7 protein-coding genes are annotated in these 26,612 nt (G+C 69.1%); all 7 read left to right on the forward strand.

Going from position 1 to position 26,612, the window contains the following annotated elements:
- The 7 genes from ACAM55_RS06480 to ACAM55_RS06510 are packed head-to-tail and all read left to right on the forward strand — an operon-like array spanning position 1 to position 26,564.
- The gene (locus ACAM55_RS06480; protein WP_369655216.1) at positions 1-738 is read left to right on the forward strand and encodes a thioesterase II family protein; all 738 of its coding nucleotides are present in this window, start codon (positions 1-3) and stop codon (positions 736-738) included.
- Entirely contained in the window at positions 716-1,408 is a 693-nt protein-coding gene (locus ACAM55_RS06485; protein WP_369655217.1) for a 4'-phosphopantetheinyl transferase superfamily protein, read from the forward strand. Before ACAM55_RS06480 ends, ACAM55_RS06485 begins: the two co-directional genes overlap by 23 nt.
- Positions 1,405-6,693 (forward strand): amino acid adenylation domain-containing protein, encoded by a 5,289-nt coding sequence (locus ACAM55_RS06490; protein WP_369655218.1) that lies wholly within the window; start codon positions 1,405-1,407, stop codon positions 6,691-6,693. The genes ACAM55_RS06485 and ACAM55_RS06490 overlap by 4 nt, the downstream gene beginning before the upstream one ends.
- Positions 6,693-11,276, forward strand: a complete 4,584-nt coding sequence (locus tag ACAM55_RS06495) for an SDR family NAD(P)-dependent oxidoreductase (protein ID WP_369655219.1) — start codon at positions 6,693-6,695, stop codon at positions 11,274-11,276. The genes ACAM55_RS06490 and ACAM55_RS06495 overlap by 1 nt, the downstream gene beginning before the upstream one ends.
- Entirely contained in the window at positions 11,273-14,611 is a 3,339-nt protein-coding gene (locus tag ACAM55_RS06500; RefSeq protein ID WP_369655220.1) for an amino acid adenylation domain-containing protein, read from the forward strand. Before ACAM55_RS06495 ends, ACAM55_RS06500 begins: the two co-directional genes overlap by 4 nt.
- A complete protein-coding gene (locus ACAM55_RS06505) occupies positions 14,611-22,476 on the forward strand; it encodes an amino acid adenylation domain-containing protein (protein ID WP_369655221.1) in 7,866 nt (2,621 codons plus the stop codon). Before ACAM55_RS06500 ends, ACAM55_RS06505 begins: the two co-directional genes overlap by 1 nt.
- Complete coding sequence (locus ACAM55_RS06510) at positions 22,476-26,564, forward strand: amino acid adenylation domain-containing protein (RefSeq protein WP_369655222.1); 4,089 nt, start codon at positions 22,476-22,478, stop codon at positions 26,562-26,564. The genes ACAM55_RS06505 and ACAM55_RS06510 overlap by 1 nt, the downstream gene beginning before the upstream one ends.
- Positions 26,565-26,612: the final 48 nt, after the last annotated feature.

Here is a 26,612-nt window from a genome sequence, read left to right on the forward strand (position 1 = left end):
GTGCAGACGAGTGTCTCGCTGCTGTGCCTGCCGTGCGCGGGCGCCAGCGCCACGATGTACCTGCGCTGGCGCCGCCTGCTGCCGCATTGGATCCGCATCGTGCCCGTGGAGCTGCCGGGCCGAGGGAGCCGCCTGGCGGAAAGCCTGGTTCAGGATTTCGACAGCCTCGTCGCACAACTGTGCGTGGAGCAGGCCGAACCCATGCGTGGCGAGTTCGCGATCTTCGGCCACAGCATGGGTGCATTGCTCGCCTACGGCATGACGTGCCGATGGCGGTCGATGGGGCGCGCATTGCCTGTTGCGCTGCTTGCTTCGGGCAGCGCCGCGCCGTCTCGGCGTGATCCCGACCGCTTCGCGGACAAGACCGGCGAAGCCTCGCTGATCGCCGACTTGCGCAAGCAGGGCGGAACGCCGGAAGAAGTGTTTGCCAGCGCCGAGTTGATGCGCATCACCCTCGACGTGCTCGGCGCCGACTACCGCGTTTGCGAAGGCTTTCGATACGCGGGCGAGCCGCCGCTGCCAATGCCGGTGCATGTCTTTGCGGGGCGCGAGGACGACATCGAAGCCGAGCGCATCTGCGCGTGGTCTGCCGAGGCGGGTGGCGCCTTTTCGCTCGATTGGTTCGGCGGCGGGCACTTCTTCCTCCGCCAGCAGGAAACGGCATTCCTGGCGGCGCTCTCGCAGCGCCTCGGCAAGGTCGCCGCACGAGATCGCCATGCATCTCACGCCCTGGCCTGATCCGCTGCCCGCGGGCATCGAGGTGTATCGCCTCGACTTCGGCCTGACCGTCGAGGTGCCGGCGGCGCGGCGGGTGCTGACGCCCGACGAGCTTGCAAAGGCAGACAGGTTCGCGAGAACCGCCGACCGCGTGCGTTTCACCGCGACACGGACCGCGCTTCGCAATCTGCTTGCAAGGCGCGTGGGCTGCAAGCCCGCCGAGGTGCCGCTTGTGGCGAGCTTGCATGGCAAGCCGCTGATCGAGCGTGTAGACGGTGGCGCGCCGCAGTTCAACGTCTCGCACTCGGGGTCGCATGCACTCATCGCGCTGGGCGATGCACGGACGGTGAGCGAGATCGGCATCGACATCGAAGCGTGCAAGGCCGATGTCGACGTCGAGGCCATCTCGTCACTGGCATTCACTGCGCGCGAGTGCGAAGAAGTACGCGATGCCGCCGATCGGCTGCATGCGCTCTACACCTGCTGGGTGGGCAAGGAAGCGCTGCTCAAGGCCATCGGCGTCGGCGTGGCCGAACACCTGAAATCGATCGGCATCCGGCCCGGCACGAACGGGCGCTTCGCTCTCGAATGCGCCGTTCCCGAATGGACGAATTTTCAAGCCGTGGCGCTCAGGGCGCCCACCGGCTATGCAGCCGCGCTCGCTTGGCGCGCAAAGGAAGAAACGACATGACCGAGATGCCGCAAAAGGCAAACCCGCAGCCCAGGAACTTCGTGGGCCACCTGCGCGCGCTGGCACGCACGCGGCCGGGCGACATCTGGCTCACCGTGGCTGGCACCGTGAACGGCGAGTACCACGAAGACCCGATCAGCTACGGTGTCTTCGAGCGCCGCGTGCGCGCCCTTGCGGCCCGGCTGCAGCAGCAGTTCGCCAAGGGCGAGCGCGCTCTCATCATGCTCGACAACGGTGACCACTACGCCGTGTGCATGCTGGCCTGCTTCTACAGCGGCGTGATCGCGGTGCCGGTGTTTCCGCCCGAGTCCATGCGGCCGCAGCACCTGGCGCGGCTCACCGGCATTGCCGCCGATTCGGAGGCTCGCTGCGTGCTGACCTCCGCCGCCATTTCGCGTGCGATGAGCGCGGGCGCCGGCCAGTTCGGCGACGCGGAGATCATCGCCGTCGATGCGGTGGACGCGACGCTTGCCGATACATGGAAGCCCTTCGAGCCTGCCGAAGACGACATTGCCTTCCTTCAGTACACCTCGGGCTCGACCTCGGCGCCCAAGGGCGTGATGGTGTCGCACGGCAACCTGATCGCCAACGAAGCGGCCATGACGCACGGCATGGGCGTGAGGCCCGAAGACAAGTTCGTCTGCTGGGCACCGCTCTATCACGACATGGGCCTGATCGGCGGGCTGCTTCTGCCGCTCTACAACGGCATTCCGCTGGTGCTCACGTCGCCGGGCTATTTTCTCGAGCGCCCGGTGCGCTGGCTCGAGCTGATCTCGCGCCATCGCGCCACTCACAGCGGCGGGCCCGATTTCTCCTTCCGCCTCTGTCTGGAGCGCGTGAACGATGCACGGCTGGCGCAGCTCGATCTGTCGAGCTGGCGCGTGGCCTACACAGGTGCGGAGCCGGTCCGCGAAGACACTGAAACCGAATTCATCGCGCGCTTTGCCGCCGCGGGCTTCGATCCGCGCGCGGCCTACCCCTGCTACGGCCTGGCCGAGGGGACCCTGTTCGTCACCGGCGGTATGCGCGGCGACGGCATGACGGCGCGCACCTTCTCCACCGACGGCTTGGCCCGTGGCACCGGCACGCCGGCCGACGAGGGCACGATGCTGGTCGGCTGCGGCGTCGCGGCCCCAGGCCATCTCGTCGAGATCGTCGACGTCGAGTCGCTGCTGCCGGCGGCACCCGGAAAGATCGGCGAGATATGGACCAGCGGCCCGAGCATCTGCCTCGGCTACTGGGGCAAGGAGCGCGAGACCCGCGAGACCTTCGTCCTGCGCGATGGCCGGCGCTGGCTGCGAACCGGCGATCTCGGTTTCATGCACGAAGGCCAGCTCTACGTCACGGGACGCATCAAGGACCTGATCATCGTCCGCGGCCACAACATCTATCCGCAGGACATCGAGCGGCTCATCGAGGCCGAGGTCGACGCGGTGCGCAAGAGCCGGGTCGCGGTCTTTGCGGTGCAGGGTGCCGGCGGCGAAGGCATCGGCGTGGCGGCAGAGGTGTCGCGCAGCATGCAGAAGCTGGTGCCGCCAGAGGTGCTGGTCGATGCGCTGGGTGCAGCCGTGAGCGAGGTGTTCGGCGAGCCCCTGTCGGTCGTGCTGCTGCTCAACCCGGGCGGCCTTCCCAAGACCACCAGCGGCAAGCTGCAGCGCAGCGCCTGCCGCGCGGGCTGGATCGACGGAACTGCCGACGCGTATGCGGTCTACCAGCACGGCGCCTTCGTGCGGGGCGGGCCCAGCGGGGCGGCCCCCGAGGCGCCGCTGGACGAGGTCGAGCAGGCCGTCGCCGACATCTGGCGCGAGGTCTGGAAACATGGCGACGACGACCGCGCGCTGGCTCGCGATGCCCACTTCTTCAACCGCGGCGGCAGTTCCCTCACGGCCACGCAGGCTGCCGCGCGCATCTCGGCGCATTGGCAGATCGACTTCCCGGCGCGGATGCTGTTCGAGCAGCCGCGCCTGCAGGCTTGCGCAACGGCCATCCGGCAACTGCGGGCGCGAGGCGTGCGCCCGCAGCTCGCGCCGATTCCCGTGCTCTCGGCAGAACGGCGGCTGCTGCCGATGCCGCTTTCGCATGCGCAGGAGCGGCAATGGTTCCTCTGGCGCGTCGATCCCCGAAGCGCGGCCTATCACATGAGCGGCGCGCTTCGACTCACGGGAGCGTTGAATGCCGATGCCTTGCGCGCCGCGCTCGATGACCTCGTCATGCGCCACGAATCGCTGCGCACGGTATTCAGCGCCAGCGCCGATGGCCATGCGGAGCAATGGATCAAGACCTCCGGCACCGTGCCGCTGGCGATGATCGACTTGCGCGGGGAGCGCGAGGAGCAATTGACAGAAGAAACCCGGCGCCTCAAGGCCGAGCCCTTCGATCTGACGCAGGGCCCGCTGCTGCGCGCCGCGCTGATCCGCACCGCCGACGACACCCATGTGCTCGCCGTGGTGATGCACCACATCATTTCCGACGGCGCCTCGATGCAGTTGCTGATCGACGAGCTGGCCGCCGGCTACGCCTCGCATCTGGGTGGAGAAGCCAGGCGACTGCCTGCGCCGCGCATCCAGTACGCCGACTACGCGCTCTGGCAGCGCGAGTGGCTTGCGGCAGGCGAGGGCGAACGGCAACTGGCCTGGTGGCGCGCGCATCTCGGCGACACGCAGGCGGTGCTGGACCTGCGCACCGACCATCCGCGCCAGGCGCAGGCCGGCTACAGCGCGGCGCGGTATGCCTTCGAGCTGCCGGCCAGCCTGCTCGGCAAGCTGCGCGGCATGGCGGACACCCAGGGCGCAACGCTCTTCATGGTGCTGCTCGCAGGTTTCCAGTCGCTGCTGCATCGCTACACGGGGCAGGAAGACATCCGCATCGGTGCGCCCATTGCCAACCGCAACCGCATGGAGGTCGAAGGTGTGGTCGGCATGTTCGTCAACACGCTGGTGCTGCGCAATCCGGTCCACGGCCGCCTGAGCGCGTCGCGCGTGCTGGCGCAGGCCCGCGACGCCGTGCTGGGCGCGCAGGCGAACCAGGACCTGCCTTTCGAGCAGCTGGTGCAGACGCTGCAGCCCGAGCGCAGCCTGAGCCACACGCCCTTGTTCCAGGTGATGTTCAACCACCTGTTCGAGGACTACCGCGCGTTTGCGCAACTGCCCGGCATCGCGGCACAGGACCATGCACTGCCCGATCTCGCGGCGCAGTTCGAGCTCACGCTCGAAGCACGCGAGAGGCCCGACGGCCATCTGTCGCTCGCGATGATCTATGCAGCCGAGTTGTTCGAGCGCGACACCATCGAGCGCATGGCCGGCCACTATGTCGCCATCCTGCGGGCGCTGGTCGATCGTCCCGAACAGCCGGTGGGCGACATCGACCTGCTCGGCGCGCCGGAGCAGGCTCGGCTTGCGCAATGGGGTGTCAACACGCATCGCGAGCCAGGGGCCGAGCCCGTGCACCGCATGATCGAGCGGCAGGCCCGACTGCAGCCGGACGCCACCGCGCTGCTCTTCGCCGACGAGGCATTGAGCTTCTCGGAGCTCAACCGCCGCGCCAACCGCCTGGCGCACCGCCTGATCGCCCTGGGCGTCAAGCCCGACGCACTGGTGGGCATCGCGATGGAGCGCTCGGTCGAACTGGTGGTGGGCCTGCTCGGCATTCTGAAAGCCGGTGGCGCCTACCTGCCGCTGGACCCGGACTACCCGGCCGAGCGCCTGGCCTACATGGTGCAGGACAGTGGCATCGAACTGCTGCTGGCCCACCGCGCCACGCACGCCTGCCTGCACGACCGCAGCCGCCTGGCCACGCTGGAAATCGACAGCCTCGATTTCGGCGGCGAATCCGACGCCGATCCCCAGGTCGCACTGCACGGCGAGAACCTCGCCTACGTCATCTACACCTCCGGCTCCACCGGCCAGCCCAAGGGCGCCGCCATCCGCCACCATGCCTTGCACAGCTGCATGGCCTGGATGCAGCGCACCTACGGGCTCACCCAGGGCGACACCGTGCTGCACAAGGCGCCGTTCGGCTTCGACGTCTCGGTGTGGGAGCTGTTCTGGCCGATGACCGCGGGCGCGCGGCTGGTGGTTGCGAATCCTGGCGACCACCGCGATCCGGCCCGGCTGGTCGAACTGATCCAGCGCCACCAGGTCACCACGCTCAACTTCGTGCCCTCGATGCTGCAGGCCTTCCTCGCGCACGAAGGCATCGAGGCCAGCACGCGGCTGCGCCACATCATCTGCGGCGGCGAGGCGATGCCGGCCGAGACGCAGAAGGAGACGCTGCAGCGCCTCAGGGGCGCCACGCTGCAGAACCTCTACGGGCCGACCGAGACCACCATCCACGTCACGCGCTGGACCTGCCGGGACGATGGCCAGAGCCTCGTGCCCATCGGCCAGCCGATCAGCCACACCAGCGCCCATGTGCTGGATGCCGAACTCAACCTCGTGCCCCAGGGGGTCGCGGGCGAGCTGTACCTCGGCGGCGTGAGCCTGGCCCGCGGCTACCTGAACCGGCCGGGCCTGAGCGCCGAGCGCTTCGTGGCCGATCCGTTCGACAGCGAAGGTGGAGGCCGGCTGTACCGCACCGGCGACCTGGTGCGCTGGAACGCCGAGGGGCAGCTCGAATACCTGGGCCGCATCGACCACCAGGTGAAGATCCGAGGGCTGCGCATCGAGCTGGGGGAGATCGAGGCGCAACTGCTGGCGCAGCCCGAAGTGCGCGAGGCCGTCGTCGTGGCGAAGGACGGCCCGGCGGGCGCACGCCTGGTGGCCTACCTCGCGGCGCATGCGGGCCGGGCCGTCGACAGCGCGGTGCTCAAGGAACGCCTCGCACAGGTGCTGCCCGACTACATGGTGCCGCGCGCCTTCGCCGTGCTCGACGGCCTGCCGCTGAACGCCAATGGCAAGGTGGACCGCAAGGCGCTGCCGGAACCGGCCTTCTTCAGCGAGCTTGCCTACGAAGCGCCACAGGGCCATGTTGCGCAAACCGTGGCCGCGGTGTGGGCCGAGGTGCTGCAGGTCGAACAGGTCGGGCAGCACGACAACTTCTTCGATCTCGGCGGCCACTCGCTGCTGCTGGTCCGCGCCCACCGGCTGCTGGAAGACCGGCTGCAAGCCGCGATCCCCGTGGTCAACCTTTTCAAGTACCCCACCGTCGAATCGCTGGCCCAGTGGATCGAGCAGGCGCCGGCCGTTGCCGCGTCGTCCGCCGCCGCGGCAACGGCCGGCGACGACCGGGCGTTGCGCCAGCGCGCCGCCATGCTTCAACGCCGCAAGGCGGCAGAGAGAGTGAACTGATGTCCAACTCCCAAGACCTCTCCGAACCGACGGGCATCGAGATCGCCATCGTCGGAATGGCCGGGCGCTTTCCCGGTGCCGACGACGTGGACGCCTTCTGGCGCAACGTGCAGGGTGGCGTGGAATCGGTGTCGCGTTTCACCGACGACGAACTGCGCGCGCGCGGCGTGCCGCAGAGCCTGCTGGACGATCCCGAGTACGTGAAGGCCGGCGTGGCATTCGACGGCTTCGACCAGTTCGACGCCGGCTTCTTCGGCTACACGCCGCGCGAAGCCGAGACCCTCGATCCGCAGCAGCGCGTCTTCCTGGAGTGCGCCTGGGCTTCGCTCGAACACGCCGGCTGCGACGTCGCGCGCTGGCCCGGCAAGGTCGGCGTCTATGCGGGCGAAGGCACCAACCTGTACCTGATCCGCAACCTGCTTCCATCCTTCGGCCTCGGCGCGGAGAGCGGCATCGCCGACCTGCTGGGGCTGATGAACGGCAACTCCGGCGGCTCGCTGTGCACCCGCGTCGCCTACAAGCTCGACCTGCGCGGTCCGGCGGTCACCGTGCAGACCGCCTGCTCGACATCGCTTGTCGCGGTGCACACCGCGTGCCAGGCGCTGCTGGGCCACGACTGCGACATGGCCCTGGCGGGCGGTGTGTGGCTCAACCTGCTGCAGGAGGGCGGCTACCGCTACCAGGCCGGCGCCATCCTGTCGCCCGACGGCCATTGCCGCGCCTTCGACGCGAAGGCCGCGGGCACGCTGATCGGCAGCGGTGCCGGCGTGGTCGTGCTCAAGCGCCTGGACGATGCGCTGCGCGATGGCGACACGATCCATGCGGTGATCAAGGGCTCGGCCGCCAACAACGACGGTGCCGCCAAGGTCGGCTTCACCGCGCCCAGCGTGGATGGGCAGGCCGAAGTCATCCGCGCGGCGCAGCTCATCGCGGGCGTGGCGGCGGACACCATCGGCTACGTGGAAGCGCACGGCACCGGCACCACGCTCGGCGACCCGATCGAGATCGCCGCGCTGACCCAGGCGTTTCGCGCCGACACCGAGCGGCGCGGTTTCTGCGCCATCGGTTCCGTGAAGACCAACATCGGCCACCTCGACGCGGCCGCCGGTGTGGCGGGGCTCATCAAGGCGACGATGGCGCTCAAGCACCGCGTGCTGCCGCCAAGCCTGCATTTCGAACAGCCCAATCCGCAGATCGATTTCGCGGCGAGCCCGTTCTACGTGAACACCGAGGCGCGCGCGTGGGCCGGCGGGCGCATGCCGCGCCGTGCGGGCGTGAGCTCTTTCGGCATCGGCGGCACCAACGTGCACGTCGTGCTCGAAGAAGCACCGGTTGTCGCGAATGCGGCGACGGCGCCGGGCTGGCAAGTCTTGCCCGTGTCGGCCAAGAGCGAGGCGGCCTGGGCGCAAGGCCGCACCCAGCTCGCGGCGCATCTGCAGGCACAGCCCGCACAGCCTCTGCAAGACGTGGCCCACACGCTGCAAACCGGGCGCCGCGCCTTTGCATGGCGCAGCGCCGTGGTGGCGAACGATCCGGAGATGGCCGCACAGATGCTGTCGGCTCCCGCCGCTGCACCGCGCAAGGCACCGGTCTGCGCGCCGGAGGTGGTCTTTATGTTTCCGGGCAGCGGCAGCCAGCATGCCTTCATGGGCGCGGCACTCTATCGCGAGCACGCCGTGTTCCGCGAGGCACTCGATCGCTGCATCGCATTGCTGCGCGCGCAAAGCGGCATCGACCTGCACCCGCTGCTGTTTCCCGCCGCCGGCGAAGAAGCACTGGCGAACGAGCGCCTGTTCCACATCGAGGTTGCGCAGCCGGCGCTCTTTGCCGTCGAGTATGCGATGGCGCAGTGGTGGCTGCATTGCGGTGTGAAGCCTGCGCTGATGATGGGCCACAGCCTCGGCGAATACGTCGCTGCCTGCGTGGCGGGTGTCTTTTCTCTGGAAGACGCGCTGCGCATCGTCGCGCAGCGCGCGCGCCTCGTGCAGGCGCTGCCGACCGGCGCCATGCTCGCGGTGCCGCTGCCTGAAGCCGAGCTCGCGCCTTTCCTTGCGGCAGGCTGCGACCTTGCGGCGGTGAACGGCGAGCAGCTCTGCGTGCTGGCCGGTACGCCCGAAGCCATCGCGCATGCCGAGGAAGCATTGCGCGCGCGCCAGCATCTGCCGCGCCGCCTGTATGTCGCCGTGGCCTTCCATTCGCGGCTGGTCGATCCGGCGGTGGCTGCGCTGGAGGAACTGGTCGCATCGGTGCCGCGTCGCGCGCCGCGCATTCCTTTCATTTCGAACCTGACCGGTGAACCGATCACCGCGCAGGAGGCGACCAGCCCCGCGTACTGGGGCCGGCACCTGCGCAACACCGTGCGCTTCGCCGATGGCCTGCGTCACATCTTCAGCAAGCCCGGCCGCGTGGTGCTCGAAGTCGGTCCCGGCGAAACGCTGACCGGGCTCGCGCGCCAGCATCCGGGCAGCAGCTCGGCCGCGGGCCTGTGGGCCAGCCAGGCGCATGCACAGCAGACCGCGCGCAACACCCAGCAGTTGGCGAACGCCGTCGCGGGCCTGTGGACCGCCGGCGTCGACATCGACTGGTCCGCATGCCACGAAGGCGGCGAGAGGCGCCGCGTGCCGCTGCCCACTTATGCCTTCCAGCGCCAGCGCTTCTGGGTCGAGGCCGGGGCCGCCGCACGGCCGTCGTCGCCGGCTGCCGCCGCCGATCTTTTCTATGCACCGAACTGGCAGCGAAGCACGCCGTTGTTGCCGCCCGCCGCAGAGCAGGCCGACCGCACGGGCTGCACGCTGATCCTGGGCGATATCGACAGCTTCACCGACCGGCTGGCCCGCACGCTGCGGGAACGCGGCGAACAGGTGGTGCTGGCACTGCGAGGCTCGCGCTTTGCGCGCACCGCGCCGCGGCAATACACGCTTCGACAAGGCGAACGCGCCGACCACGAAGCCCTGCTGCGGGAAGTGGAAGCCGAAGCGGGCGCTGTCCATCGCATTCATCATCTGTGGAGCCTCGACGGCGGCCGGTCCGTGCCGCCGCCGCATGCAGGCGCCTCCGAAGCCGGGTACTTCAGCCTGCTCGCGCTCGTGCATGCGCTCGACGCCTTGGGCGGATCGGGCCGCACGCCAATGGCGCTGACCATCGTCACCGACGGCCTCGAGGACGTCTCCGGCACCGAGGTGCTGGCACCCGAGAAGGCAACCCTGCTCGGCATCGCCAAGGTCGTGGGCCAGGAATATCCGTCGATCGCCTGCCGCGTCGTCGACGTGGTGTTGCCCGCACCGGAAAGCGCAGCCGAAAGCGACCTGGCACGCCGGGTTGCCGACGAGGCGGCGTCCGCGCTGGACGACTTTGTTGTTGCTTATCGCGGACCGCATCGCTGGATCAAGAACTACGAACCGCTGCCTGCCCAGCCCGCCACGCCGCGGCTCCGTGAAGGCGGCGTGTACCTCATCACCGGCGGCATGGGCGGCGTCGGCCTGGCGCTGGCGCGGCATCTGAGCCGCGCATGGAAGGCCCGGCTGGTGCTGCTCGGCCGCACGCGATTGCCCGCGCGCGTCGACTGGGAGCGCATCGCCGCCTCGACCGACCAGCCCGCGGCATTGCGCCGCAAGCTGCGCCAACTGATCGAACTCGAAACCGCCGGCGCGCAAGTGCTCACGGTGACGGCGGACGTGACCGACGCCGCCCAGCTGCGCGAAGCCCTGGCGGCGGCGCATGCGCGCTTCGGCGCGGTCAACGGCGTGGTGCACGCCGTGATGGACCCGGGGCTCGGCATGATCGTGCAGCGCACCCGGGCGCAGGTGGAAGCAGCCTTCGCGCCCAAGGTGGCGGGCGCGCGCACATTGCTCGATGCGCTGCGCGGCGAGCCGCTGGACTTCGTGCTCTTCTGCTCCTCCATCGCCACGCTCGTCGGCGGCCTGGGCCGCAGCGACTATGCCGCCGCCAACGCCTATCTCGATGCACTGGCAACGGCCCACCGCCGCACGTCGGCGCTGCCGGTGTTCTCGGTGAACTGGGATGCCTGGCGCGATGTCGGCGCCGCGGCCGACATGGACCTGCCCGAAGGCGTCGGCCTCGACGAGCGCACCGGCGTGCTCGCCTTCGAGCGCATCGTCAACGGCCCCGACCTGCCTCAGACGGTGGTCTCCGTGTCGCCGCTGGCGCCGCGCCTGCGTCCGCTCGGCAACCTGCTCGACGCGGTGGGCGCTGAAACGCCAACCGAAGCCCGCGCCAGCCATGCGCGCCCCCCGTTGCCCACACCCTATGCCGCGCCCGATGGCGAACTGGAAGAAGGGCTGGCCGCGCTGTGGACCGAAGCCCTCGGCATCGCACCCGTGGGCGCGCACGACAACCTGTTCGAGCTGGGCGGCGATTCGCTGCTGGCGATCCGCCTGCTGTCCCGCGTGCGCAAGGCCTACGGCGTGGAGCTGCAACCGGCCGATTTCTTCAAGGCACCGACGGTGGCCGAGCTGGCCGCGTTGGTCGAGCTGCGGCTGATCGAGGAGATCGAGCGCGAAGCCCCGGCCGCCGACGACCCGCATCCGCCAGCGGATCGCATCACCGCGAGTTTTTCATCATGAGCGAAACATCCCCTCTTTCCGAACGGCGCGCCAGGCTCTCGCCCGCGCAGCTGAGCATGCTGCAGAGCCGCTTGAAACAGGGCGGCAATGCGGCGCCTGCGCGCGAGGCCATCGTGCGCGGCCACGTTGCCGGCCCCGTGCCTGTGTCTTTTGCGCAGCAGGGCCAGTGGTTCCTGTGGCAGCTGAATCCTGCGAACACGGCCTATCACGTCGGTGGCGGACTGGGTTTTTCGGGGCCACTCGATGTGGCGGCGCTGCAGGATGCGATGCAGTCGCTCGCCAGGCGCCACGAAGCATTGCGCACCGTGTTCGGCCCCGGCCCCGAAGGGCTGCCGGAGCAGCGCGTTCAGGCAGACGTTCGCATCGACATTCCCTTCGCCGATCTCAGCGTGCTTGATGCCGATGCGCGCGAATCCCGCTACGACGAAGCGGTGATCCAAGTCTGCCGTGCGCCCTTCGACCTGACGGCCGGCCCCTTGCTGCGCTGCGCCTTGCTGAAGATGGCCGATGGCGAGCACCAGCTGTTGCTCATGATGCATCACATCATTTCCGATGCCTGGTCGGTCCAGCTCATGCTCGACGACCTTGCCCAGGCGTACGCCTTGCGAACGCAGGGCCGGCAGGACACGCGGCCCCAGCCGGAGATCGGCTACGTCGACTTCACGCTGTGGCAGCGCAAGTGGCTTGGGAACAGTGAAGGCGAAGGCGAGCGGCAGCTGGCCTACTGGCGCAAGCGCCTCGGCGCCAGCCAGCCGGTGCTCGTGCTGACCACCGACCGGCCACGCGCCGCCGAGGCCCGCTACAGCGCTTCGCAGCATTCGCTCGACATTCCGGCCGGCCTCGCGCGGGAACTGAAGCAGCTGTCGCGTGCGCAGGGCGGTACCTTGTTCATGGCGCTGCTCGCGGCCTTCCATGCCCTGCTGTTCCGCTACACAGGCCAGAACGAGATTCGCGTCGGCGTGCCGGTGGCGGGCCGCAGCCGTCCGGAGACCTCGGGCGTCATCGGCATCTTCATCAACACGCTCGTGCTCGATGCGCGCCTGCATGCGCAAACGAGCCTGGCCGAATTGCTGGTGCAGGTGCGCGATACCTCGATCGAAGCCCAGGCGCACCAGGACCTGCCGTTCGAACGCGTGGTGCAGGCGCTGCGCGCGGAGCAAGGACACGCCGCTGCGCCGCTGTTCCAGGTGATGTTCAACCACCTGGGGCAGGGCGACCGCCCGCTGCGCGGCTGGCCCGGTCTGCAGGTGCGGCGCATCGATCTCGAGGAGCGTGCGGCGCCCTTCGAGCTGACGCTGGAAACCATCGAACGCGAAGACGGCGGCATCCGCGCCAACTTCCGCTATGCGGCCGAGCTTTTCGAGCCGGAGACTGTCGAGCGCATGGCTGGCCATTACAAGCGCGTGCTCGAAGCGCTGGTGGGCCAGCCCGCATCGAAGCTCGGCGAACTGGATCTGCTGGGCGATGCGGAGCGCGCCAGGCTCGCGCAATGGGGCGTCAACACCCATCGCCGCGGCGAAGCGCAATGCGTGCATCGCCTGATCGAGCAACAGGCCGCGGAGTGCCCGAATGCCACCGCGCTGATCTTCGGCACGGAAGTCTTGAGCTACGGCGAACTCAACCGCAGGGCCAATCAACTCGCGCACCGCCTGATCGAAGAGGGGGTACGCCCCGAGGTGAAGGTCGGCGTGGCGCTGGAGCGCAGCGCCGAGCTGGTGGTCGGCCTGCTGGCGATCCTGAAGGCGGGCGGCGCCTACGTGCCGCTCGATCCGGAATACCCGGTGGACCGCATCGCCTACATGGTGGAAGACAGCGGGCTCGCCCTGGTGCTGACGCAAGCTCGCCTGAAAGAGCGCCTGCCGCCGCAGGCCGGTGTGCCGGTGCTCGCGCTCGACACGCTGGACCTCGGCGGCTGCCTGCAAAGCAACCCGGTGGTGGCGCTCGACAGCGAGAGCCTCGCCTATGTGATCTACACCTCGGGCTCGACAGGCCATCCCAAGGGCGCGGCCAACCGCCATGGTTCGCTCTACAACCGCCTGGTGTGGATGCAGCAGGCCTACAAGCTCGGCGAAGCGGACACCGTGCTGCAGAAGACGCCGTTCAGCTTCGACGTGTCGGTGTGGGAATTCTTCTGGCCGCTCATGTTCGGCGCCCGGCTGGCCGTGGCCAACCCCGGCGATCACCGCGAACCCGCGCGCCTTGCGCAGCTGATTCGCATGCATGAGGTGACGACGCTGCACTTCGTGCCCTCGATGCTCCAGGCCTTTCTGGCGCACCAGGGCGTCGACGCCTGCACCAGCCTGCGGCGCATCGTCTGCAGCGGCGAGGCACTGCCGGCCGAAGCGCAGAACGAGGTGCTCCGGCGGCTGCCGCAGGCCGCGCTCTACAACCTCTATGGCCCCACCGAAGCCGCCATCGACGTGACGCACTGGACCTGCCGCGACGACGGGCGCAGCCAGGTGCCGATCGGGCGGCCGATCGACGACACGCAGACCTATGTGCTCGATGCCGAGCTGAACCTCATGCCGCCGGGCGCCGCGGGCGAGCTCTACCTGGGCGGCGCGGGGCTCGCGCGCGGCTACGTGCAGCGCGCGGCACTGACCGCCGAGCGCTTCGTGGCCGATCCGTTCGACGGCGAAGGCGGCGGCAGGCTGTACCGCACCGGCGACCTGGTGCGCTGGAACAGCGAAGGCCAGCTCGACTATCTGGGACGCATCGATCACCAGGTGAAGATCCGGGGCTTCCGCATCGAGCTCGGCGAGATCGAGGCGCAATTGCTCGCTCAGCCCGAAGTGCGCGAGGCCGTCGTCGTCGCGAGCCAGGGCGCGGGCGGCGCGCGGCTCGTGGCCTATGTCTCGGCGCAGGCCGGGCAGGTCGTCGACACCGCGCGCTTGCGCGAACGGCTCGGCCAGGCGCTGCCCGACTACATGGTGCCCGGCCTCATCGTGGTGCTGGAGGCCTTGCCGCTCAATCCCAACGGCAAGGTCGACCGCAAGGCATTGCCCGAGCCCGAGCGCGGGAGCGCCCAGGCCTACGAGGCGCCGCAGGGTGCCATGGAAGAAGCGCTCGCCGCGATCTGGGCCGAGGTGCTCGGTGTGGCGCGCGTGGGCCGCCACGACAACTTCTTCGAGCTCGGCGGGCATTCGCTCATGTCCGTGCAGGTGGTCGCCCGGGCGCAGGGCGCGATGCATGCGGACCTGACCGTCGCCGACATTTTCAGGCAGCCCGTCCTCATGGACATGGCCCGACTCATTGCAGACGCCAGCGAAAGGAAACCCGTGGCCCAGTCTCTCTCCGACATCGACGCCTTCATGGACAGCCTGGAGATCGCCTGATGGACATCGCGGCCACCCATGACCAGATCGGCAAGCGCTTCTCGCGCTTGAACCCGGCGCAGCGCCGGGCGGTGTACCAGAAGATCCGCGCCGAGGGGCTGACCATCGGGCAGTTTCCGATCCTGGCGCGCGACGAGGCGGCGCGCGCCGCCTGCGCGCCCTCGTATGCCCAGATGCGCCAGTGGTTCCTCTGGCAACTGGAGCCAGGCAGCTCGGCTTATCACATCTCGGGTGCGCTGCGGCTTCAGGGCGCGCTGAACCGCGATGCGCTGCAGGCGAGTTTCGACGCATTGGTCGAACGCCATGAATCGCTGCGCACGGTGTTCCGCGCGAATGCCGAAGGCCTGGTCGAGCAGGTGGTGCAGCAGCGCGTGGGGCTGGACATTCCGCTGATCGACCTTGGTGCGCTCGCGGATGGCGAGCGCGATGCGCGAGCGCAGGAAGAAGCCCGGCGCATTGCCGAAACACCTTTCGACCTGACGGCCGATCCATTGCTGCGGGTCGCGCTCATCCGCCTGGATGAACAGACGCACCTGCTCGTCGTCGTGATGCATCACATCGTGTCCGATGGCTGGTCACTGAAAATTCTCGTGGACGAGTTCGTGGCGCACTACCGCGCGCGGGCCAATGGGCAGCCGTCGCGACTGCCGCCCTTGCCGATCCAGTACGCCGACTACGCCGTCTGGCAGCGGCACTGGCTGGAGGCCGGCGAGAAAGAGCGGCAACTCGACTACTGGAAAACGCATCTCGGCGCCGAGCACCCGGTGCTGCAATTGCCGACGGACCACCCGCGCCGCACGGACGGCCGGTATCGCGCCGCCCGCCATGACGTCGCTCTGCCGCAGAAGGTGGCGGATGCACTGCACAAGCGCGCGCAGGCCCAGGGCGCGACGCTCTTCATGGTGCTGCTCACGGGGCTGCAGGTGCTGCTGCACCGCTACACCGCGCAACAGGACATCCGCGTCGGCGTGCCGGTGGCCAACCGCCATCGCGTGGAGGCCGAAAAGGTCATCGGATTCTTCGTCAACACGCAGGTCCTGCGCAATGTGTTGACCAGCCGCACGACGTTGCTGCAGGCGCTGGAAGCCACGCGCGATGCCGCACTGGGTGCGCAGTCGCACCAGGACTTGCCTTTCGAACAACTGGTGGAGGCCCTCCAGCCCGAGCGCAGCCTGGGCACCGCCCCGTTGTTCCAGGTGATGTTCAACCACCAGCGGCGCGACCTGCGCGCGCTGGAGAACCTGCCCGGCCTGACCTTGCAGGATCATGAGCTGGGCGGCCAGGCCGCTCAGTTCGAACTCACGCTGAGCGTTCTCGAAGACGCGCAGGGCCATGCGCAGGCCAGCTTCCACTATGCGCAGGAGCTGTTCGACGCGGGGACCATCGCGCAGATGGCGGGGCACTACCTGGCGGTGCTCGGTGCACTGGCCGAGAGCCCCGCTCAGGCGGTCGGCGACGTCGACCTGCTCGCACCCGCCGAGAAGGAACGGCTCGCGCAGTGGGGCGTCAATGCACCGGCCGGCCAGGGCAGCGAGCCCGCGCATCGCCTGATGGAACGGCAGGCCCGCGAGCGCCCCGAAGCCACGGCCCTGCTGTTCGGCGACGAGGGGCTGAGCTACGGCGAACTCGACCGCCGCGCCAACCGCCTGGCCCATCGGCTGGTCGCGCTCGGCGTGAGCCCGGACACGCGCGTCGGCATTGCGGTGGAGCGGTCCTTCGACGTGGTGATCAGCCTGCTCGGCATCCTGAAGGCCGGTGGCGCCTACGTGCCGCTGGACCCGGAGTATCCCGCGGACAGGCTGGCCTACATGGTTGCGGACAGCGGCATCGACCTGCTCGTGACGCAAAGCCATGTGAAGGCGCGCATTCCCTGCGGCGAGCATGTGCGCGTTCTGCAGCTCGACACGCTCGACCTGTCCGCCGAGCCGGTGCATTCGCCCGGCATCCCGGTGCATGCGGGCAACCTGGCCTACATCATCTACACCTCGGGCTCGACAGGCATGCCCAAGGGCGTGATGGTGTCGCACGGACCCTTTGCCGCGCATTGCGTGGAAACGGCCGTGCTGTACGAGATGGGGCCGCAGTCCTGCGAGCTGCACTTTCTCTCGTTCTCCTTCGACGGTGCGCACGAGCGCCTCTTCACGGCCCTGTGCTGCGGCGCCTCGCTGCTGCTGCGCGATGCATCACTGTGGACCGCCGAGCAGACGCTGGACGCGATGCAGCGCCACGGGGTGACCAATGCCGGCTTTCCCCCGGCCTACCTGCGGCAGCTCGCAGACTGGGCACGCGACACCGGTCGTTGCCCGCCGGTGCAGCTGTATTCCTTCGGCGGCGAGGCGATGTCGCGCGAAGGCTTCGACGCGGTGCGCCGGCACTTGAAGCCCGAGCTTCTGATCAACGGCTACGGCCCCACCGAAGCGGTGGTGACGCCGATGCTGTGGAAGGTCGATGGGGCGGCGAGTTTCGAAGAAGGCTACGCACCCATCGGACAACCCGTGGGCGACCGCAGTGCGCGCGTGCTCGATGCCGACCTCAACCTCGTGCCGCGCAACGTCGCGGGCGAGCTGTACCTCGGCGGCGCGGGCCTGGCGCGCGGCTACCTGCATCGCGCCGCGCTCACGGCCGAGCGTTTCGTGGCGGATCCCTTCGGCGCGGACGGCGGGCGGCTGTATCGGACGGGCGACTGGGTGCGCTGGCGCGACGACGGCCAGCTCGAATACCTGGGCCGCATCGACCACCAGGTGAAGGTCCGTGGTTTCCGCATCGAGCTGGGCGAGATCGAGGCGCAGCTGCTGGCCCAGCCCGAAGTGCGCGAAGCCGTGGTGATTGCGCGCCATGGGCCGACCGGCGCGCGGCTCGCAGCCTATGTGTCGCTGAAGGCGGGGCAATCCGTCGACGTGGCGGCACTGAAGGATCGGCTCGCGCGGGCGTTGCCCGACTACATGGTGCCCTCGGCCATCGTGGTGCTCGGCGCGCTGCCGCTGAGTCCGAGCGGCAAGGTCGACCGGCAGGCCCTGCCGGAGCCCGAACTCCTGCAGGACGAGAAGGCGTACGAAGCGCCGCAGGGCGAGGCCGAACAGGCCATCGCGAAGGTCTGGACCGGCGTGCTCGGCCTCGCGCGCGTGGGCCGGAACGACAACTTCTTCGAGCTGGGCGGCGATTCCATCCTGAGCCTGCAGATCGTGGCGCGGCTGCGCCTCGCGGGCTGGAAGGTGAGCCCCAGGCAGATCTTCGAACGCCAGACCGTGGCCCAGCTTGCGGGCGCGGCCGAACCGGTGGGCGATGCGAAGCGCACGGCTGCCGGCGATGCAGAGGGCGAGGCGCCGCTGCTGCCGTTCCAGCATGCGTTCTTCGAAATGCAGATGCCGGTGCGCAACCACTGGAACCAGGCAGTGCTGCTGAAATGCCGCGAGCCCTTGCAGCTGCCGGCCTTCGGGCAGGCATTGCGCGCAGTGGTGCAGCACCATGACAGCCTGGGCCTGCGCTACGACCAGGACGCCGAAGGCGCATGGCACCAGCACTACACTGCGATGCCGGAAAGCGAACTCGCCGAACTGCTGTGGGTGCGCAAGGCCCGCGACGCGGCGCAACTCGAAGCGCTCTGCGACGAAGCGCAGCGCAGCCTCGATCTCGCGCGCGGACCGCTGCTGCGCGCGCTCGCTGTCGAACTGCCGGGCGGCGAATCGCGGCTGCTGGTGGCCATTCACCACATGGTGGTCGATGGCGTGTCCTGGCGCATCCTGCTGGAAGATCTGCAGGACGCCTACCGCCAGCGCCTCGCGGGCCAGGCCATCGTGCTGCCGGCCAAGAGCAGCAGCTACAAGGACTGGACCACCGCGCTGCAGGGCTACGCTCAGAGCCATGCCGACGGGGTCGGCCATTGGCAGGCCTTGGCGGACGTTCCCGCCAGCCTGCCGTGCGCCCGCCCCGAGGGATCGAACACCGTCGCCGATCAGCAGACCGTCGAACTCCGGCTGGACAGGGCGACGACACAGGCGCTGCTGAAGGACGCACCCGCGGCCTATCGCACGCAGGCCAACGACTTGCTGTTGACCGCGCTGGGCCGTGCACTGTGCGCATGGGCGGGCCACGCCAAGGTGCTGGTCGATCTGGAGGGGCATGGCCGCGAAGACCTGTTCGACCACATCGACCTGTCGCGTACCGTGGGCTGGTTCACCACGTTGTTCCCGGTTGCGCTCGATCCACTGGACGAACCGGGCGAAGCCATCAAGCGGGTGAAGGAAAGCCTGCGCCGCATTCCCGACAAGGGGCTGGGGCACGGCGTGCTCAGGTACCTCGGTAGCGCCGCGCACCAACAGGCGCTGCGCGCGTTGCCCCGTGCACAGGTGGTCTTCAACTACCTCGGCCAGTTCGACGCCGGTTTCGACGAGCGCGCGCAATGGGTGCTGGCCCAGGAACCGAGCGGCGCGCCGGTGGATGCCGGCGCACCGCTGACGCACGAGTTCGCGGTCAACGGCCAGGTCCACGAAGGCGTGCTGGCACTGCGCGTGAGCTACAGCCAGGCGCGCCACGACCGCAGCGCCGTGGAAGGCTGGGTGCAGCGCTTCCAGCGGGAGCTCGAGGCGCTGGTGGCGCATTGCACCAGCGGCGCAGAGGGCGTGACGCCGTCGGACTTTCCGCTGGCGCGCATCGGCCCGCAGCAGCTCGATGCCTTGCCGGTTCCGGCAGCGAACCTCGCGGACCTGTACCCGCTTTCGCCGATGCAGGCCGGCATGCTGTTCCACAGCCTGTATGCGCCCGGCGGCAGCGCCTACGTGAACCAGCTGCGCGTCGACATCGACGGGCTCGACGTCGCGCGCTTCAAGGCCGCATGGCGCGCGCTGCTGGAGCGCCACGAGGTGCTGCGCACCGGCTTTCTCGTGGGTGAGCCTGCCTTGCAATGGGTGGCCCGGCAGATCGAGTTGCCGATGGCCGAGCACGACTGGCGAGACCGTGCCGACGTGGCTCATGCGCTCGACGACCTGGCGCAGGCACAGCTCGCGCAGGGATTCGACCTTGCGCAGCCACCGTTGATGCGGCTCGTGCTGGTGCACGCGCAGGGCGGCAAGCATCAATTCATCTGGACCATGCACCACCTGCTGCTGGACGGCTGGAGCACCTCGCAGCTGATGGGCGAGATGCTGCGGCACTATGCCGGCGAAGCCCTCGCATCCCAGGGCGGGCGCTACGCGGACTACATCGCGTGGCTGCAGCAGCGCGACGGCGAGGCCGACGAGCGCTACTGGCGCGAACAGCTGGGCCGCATCGAAGGCCCTACGTGGCTCGCCAACGCCCTGCCCAAGCCGCGCGATGCGCAGGCGGGTCATGGCATGCAGCGCTGCGAGATCGGAGCGCAGCGCACGTGCGCGCTGATGGAAGCGGCGAAGCGCGAACGCGTGACCCTCAACACACTGGTGCAGGCCGCATGGGCCTTGCTGCTCGCGCGCCACACGGGGCAGCGCACGGTGAGCTTCGGCGCCACCGTGGCGGGCAGGCCCGTGGAGCTGCCCGGTGCCCAGCAGATGCTGGGCCTTTTCATCAATACGCTGCCGGTGATCGCCACGCTGCAGCCGGCACAGCGCGTGGGCGATTGGCTGCGCGCGCTGCAGGCCCGGAACCTCGGTGCGCAGGCGCATGAGCACACGCCTCTCTACGAGATCCAGCGCTGGGCGGGGCAGGGCGGCCAAGACCTGTTCGACAGCATCGTGGTGTTCGAGAACTATCCGCTGGACCAGGCGCTGACGCAGGGCGCGCCGGATCGGCTGCGCTTCGGCGAGGTATGGAATCGCGAAGAGACGAACTACCCGATGACCCTCTCGGTGAACCAGGGCGAGACACTGGTGCTGAGCTACAGCCATGCGCGCAGCCAGTTCGATGAGGCGATGGTTCGGACGCTGGCGCGCCGGATGGAAGCGCTGCTCGAAGCGCTTGCGCACGCCGCACCGGGTGCACGGGTGGGCGACATCGGGCTGCAGGACGAGGACGATTCACCGCAACCCGAGCCAGTGAAAGAGCTGCACTCCGGCGACACCGAACTGCCCGTGCATCGCTGGTTCGAACGGCAGGCCGCATTGCATGCGAATGCAACGGCGGTGGTCTTCGGCAATGAAAGCCTGAGCTACGCCGAACTCGACGCACGCGCCAACCGGCTCGCGCACCGGCTGATCGGCCTTGGCGTGGGGCCGGAGGTGAAGGTGGGCATCGCGGTGGAGCGCTCCATCGAGATGGTGGTGGGCCTGCTCGGCATCCTGAAAGCCGGCGGCGCCTATGTGCCGCTCGATCCCGAGTACCCCGCCGATCGCCTGGCCTACATGATCGCGGACAGCGGCATCCGCCTGCTGCTGACGCAAAGCCATGTGACGCCCAAGCTTCCGCTGCAGGACGACGTGCGCGTGCTGGCGCTCGACACGGCCGACCTGAGCGCGGAGCCCTCGCATGCGCCCGAGGTGGCGGTGTATGGCGATCACCTGGTCTACGTCATCTACACCTCGGGCTCCACGGGCCGTCCCAAGGGAACGCAGCTGACCCACCGCAACGTGACGCGGTTGCTGGAATCGACGCAGCCCTGGTTCGGCTTCGGCGCGCAGGACGTGTGGACGAACTTCCACTCCTATGCCTTCGACTTCTCGGTGTGGGAGATCTTCGGCGCGCTGTGCACCGGCGGCAAGCTGGTGGTCGTGCCGTTCTGGGTCAGCCGTTCGCCCGACGATTTCGTGGCGCTGCTGCGCGAGCAGCGGGTCACCGTGTTGAACCAGACGCCATCGGCCTTCCGTCAATTGATTCACAGCGCGGCGCTGGCCGCGGGCGATCGCCTGCCGCTGCGCTGCGTGATCTTCGGCGGCGAGGCGCTCGAACCCGAGAGCCTGCGCCCATGGATCGATCGCTTCGGCGACCAGCAGCCGCAGCTGGTCAACATGTACGGCATCACCGAGACGACGGTGCACGTGACCTACAGGCCGATCGTGCGCGCCGACCTCGACGAACAGAGCAGCCCGGTGGGCGCCTGTATTCCGGACCTCGGCCTGTGGGTGCTCGACAGCGACCTCAACCCGTTGCCCGTCGGCGTGGCGGGCGAGCTTCATGTCTCGGGCGCGGGTCTGGCGCGCGGCTACCTGAGCCGGGCCGGCCTGAGCGCGGAGCGTTTCGTTGCCGCCCCCTTCGGTGCGGCGGGTGGGCGTCTGTACCGCACCGGAGACCTGGTGCGCTGGCGCGGCGACGGGCAGCTCGACTACCTGGGGCGCATCGACCACCAGGTGAAGATCCGCGGCTTCCGCATCGAGCTCGGCGAGATCGAGGCGCAGCTGCTCGCGCAGCCCGAGGTGCGCGAAGCGGTCGTGCTGGCGAAAGAGGGCGCGGGCGGCACGCGGCTGGTGGCCTATGTGTCCGCGCGGGCAGGGCAGACGGTGGATGCCGCGGTGCTGCGCGAGCGGCTGCTGCAGAAGCTGCCGGACTACATGGTGCCGGCGGCTCTCATGGTGCTCGATGCCGTGCCGCTGAATTCGAACGGCAAGGTCGATCGCAAGGCGCTGCCCGATCCGGAGCTTGCGGGCGGCAGTGCGTACGCGCCGCCCATGGGAGAGGTGGAGAGAGCACTTGCCGCCATCTGGGCCGAAGTGCTCGAAGCGGAGCGCGTCGGCCGCAACGACAACTTCTTCGAGCTGGGTGGCCACTCGCTGAGTCTCTTGGCCGTGCAGACCAAGGTGCAGAAGCAGTTCGCGGTGCGGCTGCCCCTCAAGCGCTATTTCGAAAACCCGACGCTGGCCGCGATGGCCGGCGCCGTGCAGGAAGAGGTGGGCACAGCGGCGGCGGGAGGTTCTGAAGACCTCGCGCAGATGGCCGCACTGCTCGACCTCCTGGAGGATTGATGGAGATCGACAAGCACAGCATCGCGGACCGGTTCGCGCGCCTGCCGCGGGGCAAGCAGAAGGCCTTTCTCGGTCTCTTGCAGAAGCAGGGCGTGGACTTCGCCAAGCTGCCCATCGTGGCCCTGCCGCCTGAAACCAAGGCCGAACTTTCCTACGCGCAGTTGCGCCAGTGGTTCCTGTGGCAGTTGGACCCGAAGAGCACGGCGTACCACATCTCGGGCGCGCTGAAGCTACATGGGTCGCTGGACATCGAGGCGCTGAAGAAAAGTTTTGCGGCGCTGGTCGAACGCCATGCGTCGCTGCGCACGGTGTTCCAGGCGGACGCGCAGGGGCTGTGCGAACAGATCGTGCAGGACCACGCCGATCTCGGCATCCCGGTGATCGACCTGGCTGGTGCGCAGGGTGATGTGGAAGCGCGTGCGCGCGAGGAAGCCCGCCGCCTGAGCGCCACGCCCTTCGACCTCACGACAGGCCCGCTGATGCGGGTGGGCGTCATCCGGCTCGCGCCGCAGGTGCATGTGCTGGTGCTGGTGATGCACCACATCGTTGCCGACGGAAGCTCGCTGCACCTGCTGGTCGGAGAGTTCGTGGCGCAGTACCGCGCGCGGGTGCGTGGCGATGGGTTGGAACTTCCGCCGCTGCCGGTCCGCTACATCGACTACGCGGCATGGCAGCGCAACTGGCTGGAAGCGGGCGAGAAGGACAGGCAGCTCGCCTACTGGACCGAACGCCTCGGCACCGGCAACCCGGCGCTGCAGCTGGCTACGGACCACAGCCGGCGGCCGAGTGGGCACTACACCGCTGCCCGGCACGGCGTCGACCTGCCGCCCGAGCTGGTGCAAGGCCTTCACAAGCGCGCGCGCGTTCAGGGCGCGACGCTCTTCATGGTGCTGCTGGCCGCGTTCCAGGCCCTGCTGCACCGCTACACCGGGCAGCAGGACATCCGCGTGGGCGTCTCGGTAGCGAACCGCCATCGCGCGGAAACGGAAGGCGTCATCGGGCTCTTCGTCAACACGCAGGTCATGCGCAGCGCGGTCGAAAGCCGCATGAGCCTCGCGAAGGTGCTGGCGCAGGCGAAGGAGGCCGCAATGGGCGCGCACGCGCACCAGGACCTGCCGTTCGAGCAACTGGTGGAGGCGCTGCAGCCCGAGCGCAGCCTGAGCGTGAGCCCGCTGTTCCAGGTGATGTTCAGCCACGAGCGGACCGACTCCCGCACGTTGAAGCAACTGCCCGGCCTTGAACTGGAAGAGTATCCGCTCGCGGCACCGGTGGCGCAGTTCGAACTGGTGCTGAGCACCAGCGAGGATGTGGACGGGCGGCTGCATGCGAGCTTCATTTATGCGTCGGAGCTGTTCGAGCCCGCCACCATCGAACGCATGACCGCGCACTACGTCGCGATGCTTGGTGCGCTGGCCGGAGATGACGGGCATGCCGTGGGCGACATCGAACTCCTCGGCGCATCCGAGCAGGCGCAACTCGCGGCATGGAGCATGAACACGCAGCGCGAGCCAGAGGCCGAGCCCGTGCACCGCATGATCGAGCGGCAGGCCCGACTGCAGCCGGACGCCACCGCGCTGCTCTTCGCCGACGAGGCATTGAGCTTCTCGGAGCTCAACCGCCGCGCCAACCGCCTGGCGCACCGCCTGATCGCCCTGGGCGTCAAGCCCGACGCACTGGTGGGCATCGCGATGGAGCGCTCGGTCGAACTGGTGGTGGGCCTGCTCGGCATTCTGAAAGCCGGTGGCGCCTACCTGCCGCTGGACCCGGACTACCCGGCCGAGCGCCTGGCCTACATGGTGCAGGACAGTGGCATCGAACTGCTGCTGGCCCACCGCGCCACGCACGCCTGCCTGCACGACCGCAGCCGCCTGGCCACGCTGGAAATCGACAGCCTCGATTTCGGCGGCGAATCCGACGCCGATCCCCAGGTCGCACTGCACGGCGAGAACCTCGCCTACGTCATCTACACCTCCGGCTCCACCGGCCAGCCCAAGGGCGCCGCCATCCGCCACCATGCCTTGCACAGCTGCATGGCCTGGATGCAGCGCACCTACGGGCTCACCCAGGGCGACACCGTGCTGCACAAGGCGCCGTTCGGCTTCGACGTCTCGGTGTGGGAGCTGTTCTGGCCGATGACCGCGGGCGCGCGGCTGGTGGTTGCGAATCCTGGCGACCACCGCGATCCGGCCCGGCTGGTCGAACTGATCCAGCGCCACCAGGTCACCACGCTCAACTTCGTGCCCTCGATGCTGCAGGCCTTCCTCGCGCACGAAGGCATCGAGGCCAGCACGCGGCTGCGCCACATCATCTGCGGCGGCGAGGCGATGCCGGCCGAGACGCAGAAGGAGACGCTGCAGCGCCTCAGGGGCGCCACGCTGCAGAACCTCTACGGGCCGACCGAGACCACCATCCACGTCACGCGCTGGACCTGCCGGGACGATGGCCAGAGCCTCGTGCCCATCGGCCAGCCGATCAGCCACACCAGCGCCCATGTGCTGGATGCCGAACTCAACCTCGTGCCCCAGGGGGTCGCGGGCGAGCTGTACCTCGGCGGCGTGAGCCTGGCCCGCGGCTACCTGAACCGGCCGGGCCTGAGCGCCGAGCGCTTCGTGGCCGATCCGTTCGACAGCGAAGGTGGAGGCCGGCTGTACCGCACCGGCGACCTGGTGCGCTGGAACGCCGAGGGGCAGCTCGAATACCTGGGCCGCATCGACCACCAGGTGAAGATCCGAGGGCTGCGCATCGAGCTGGGGGAGATCGAGGCGCAACTGCTGGCGCAGCCCGAAGTGCGCGAGGCCGTCGTCGTGGCGAAGGACGGCCCGGCGGGCGCACGCCTGGTGGCCTACCTCGCGGCGCATGCGGGCCGGGCCGTCGACAGCGCGGTGCTCAAGGAACGCCTCGCACAGGTGCTGCCCGACTACATGGTGCCGCGCGCCTTCGCCGTGCTCGACGGCCTGCCGCTGAACGCCAATGGCAAGGTGGACCGCAAGGCGCTGCCGGAGCCGGAAGGGCTGGGCAGCGAACGCGCCCACGAGGCACCAGAAGGCGATGTCGAAGAGGCATTGGCCGGAGTCTGGCGCGAGGTGCTGGGCGTGGCACGCGTGGGGCGCAACGACAACTTCTTCGAGCTGGGCGGCGATTCCCTCCTGAGCCTGAAGCTGATCGCGCTCGTCCGCAAGCAGCTGCCCGGCGGCAGCCACCTGAGCCTGGCCGATGTGATGCAGGCCAGCAGCCTCCGCGAGCTGGCCGCGCGCGTGCACCAACGGGCCGACAGCGCCAACGATGCGGTGTGCCTGCATGCGGGCGGCACGGGCGTGCCGCTGTTCTGCCTGCCCGGCCTGATCGTCAACACGCGCGAGTTCCAGCCGCTGGCTCGCGCGGTGCAGGGTGACCGGCCGGTGTATGCCTTCGTGAGCCACGTCTACACGCGCAAGCGCTGGCGCGGCTTTGCCATTCGGGAGCTCGCGGCCGAATACGCGGACTTCATCGTCGCAACCGCCACCGGGGGCCGCTGCGCACTGCTGGGCTGGTCGCTGGGCGGCGACCTGGCTTTCGAGGTGGCGCGGCAGCTGCAGGGGCGCATCGAGATCATGTTCTTCGGCGCGGTCGATGTGTTCGAGTCGGAACCGATGGTTCCGGCGGGCACGTTGGCGCCGGCGCAGCGCCTGCGGGCCGACGAGGTGCTGGCCGCATGGCTTGCCAAGTCGGACATGGCGGCTCAATGGAAAGAGCTGTTCGCCCGCATGACCGAGGCCGAGCGGACCTGGGTGGCCGAGCAACTGCTGGCCCCGGCCTGGGTGTCGCCGCTCGATGGTGCGGGTGACGAGGCCTACGAATACCTGCTGTGGGCCACGCTCGACAGCCGCGTGCAGTCCGCGCGCTACCAGGAGGCCAGGACGGAACTGCCGGTGCAGGTGTTCCATGCCGAGCGCTCGCTGCGGGCGCCGGGTGCCCTGCGCCGCTGGCCGGACCGCGCGCGCGTGCTCTCGACCGAGGTCGTGGCGCGCACCGGCCACCTGGACATCATTCGCGACGCGCAGTTCGGCGCCACCGTGAAGAGCCGCCTGCTGGCGCTCGATCCCGCCTAGCGGCAAGGCCGCGGCTCCACGCAAAAAAAAGGCCGGATGCCCGCGAGG

It is taken from the genome of Variovorax sp. V213 (assembly GCF_041154455.1).
Lineage (GTDB): Bacteria > Pseudomonadota > Gammaproteobacteria > Burkholderiales > Burkholderiaceae_C > Variovorax.

Excerpts from the sequence above, each read along its gene's own strand:
- ACAM55_RS06485 (WP_369655217.1), top strand. The coding sequence starts at position 716 with ATGCATCTCACGCCCTGGCCTGATCCGCTGCCCGCGGGCATCGAGGTG.
- ACAM55_RS06490 (WP_369655218.1), top strand. The coding sequence starts at position 1,405 with ATGACCGAGATGCCGCAAAAGGCAAACCCGCAGCCCAGGAACTTCGTG.
- ACAM55_RS06495 (WP_369655219.1), top strand. The coding sequence starts at position 6,693 with ATGTCCAACTCCCAAGACCTCTCCGAACCGACGGGCATCGAGATCGCC.
- ACAM55_RS06500 (WP_369655220.1), top strand. The coding sequence starts at position 11,273 with ATGAGCGAAACATCCCCTCTTTCCGAACGGCGCGCCAGGCTCTCGCCC.
- ACAM55_RS06505 (WP_369655221.1), top strand. The coding sequence starts at position 14,611 with ATGGACATCGCGGCCACCCATGACCAGATCGGCAAGCGCTTCTCGCGC.
- ACAM55_RS06510 (WP_369655222.1), top strand. The coding sequence starts at position 22,476 with ATGGAGATCGACAAGCACAGCATCGCGGACCGGTTCGCGCGCCTGCCG.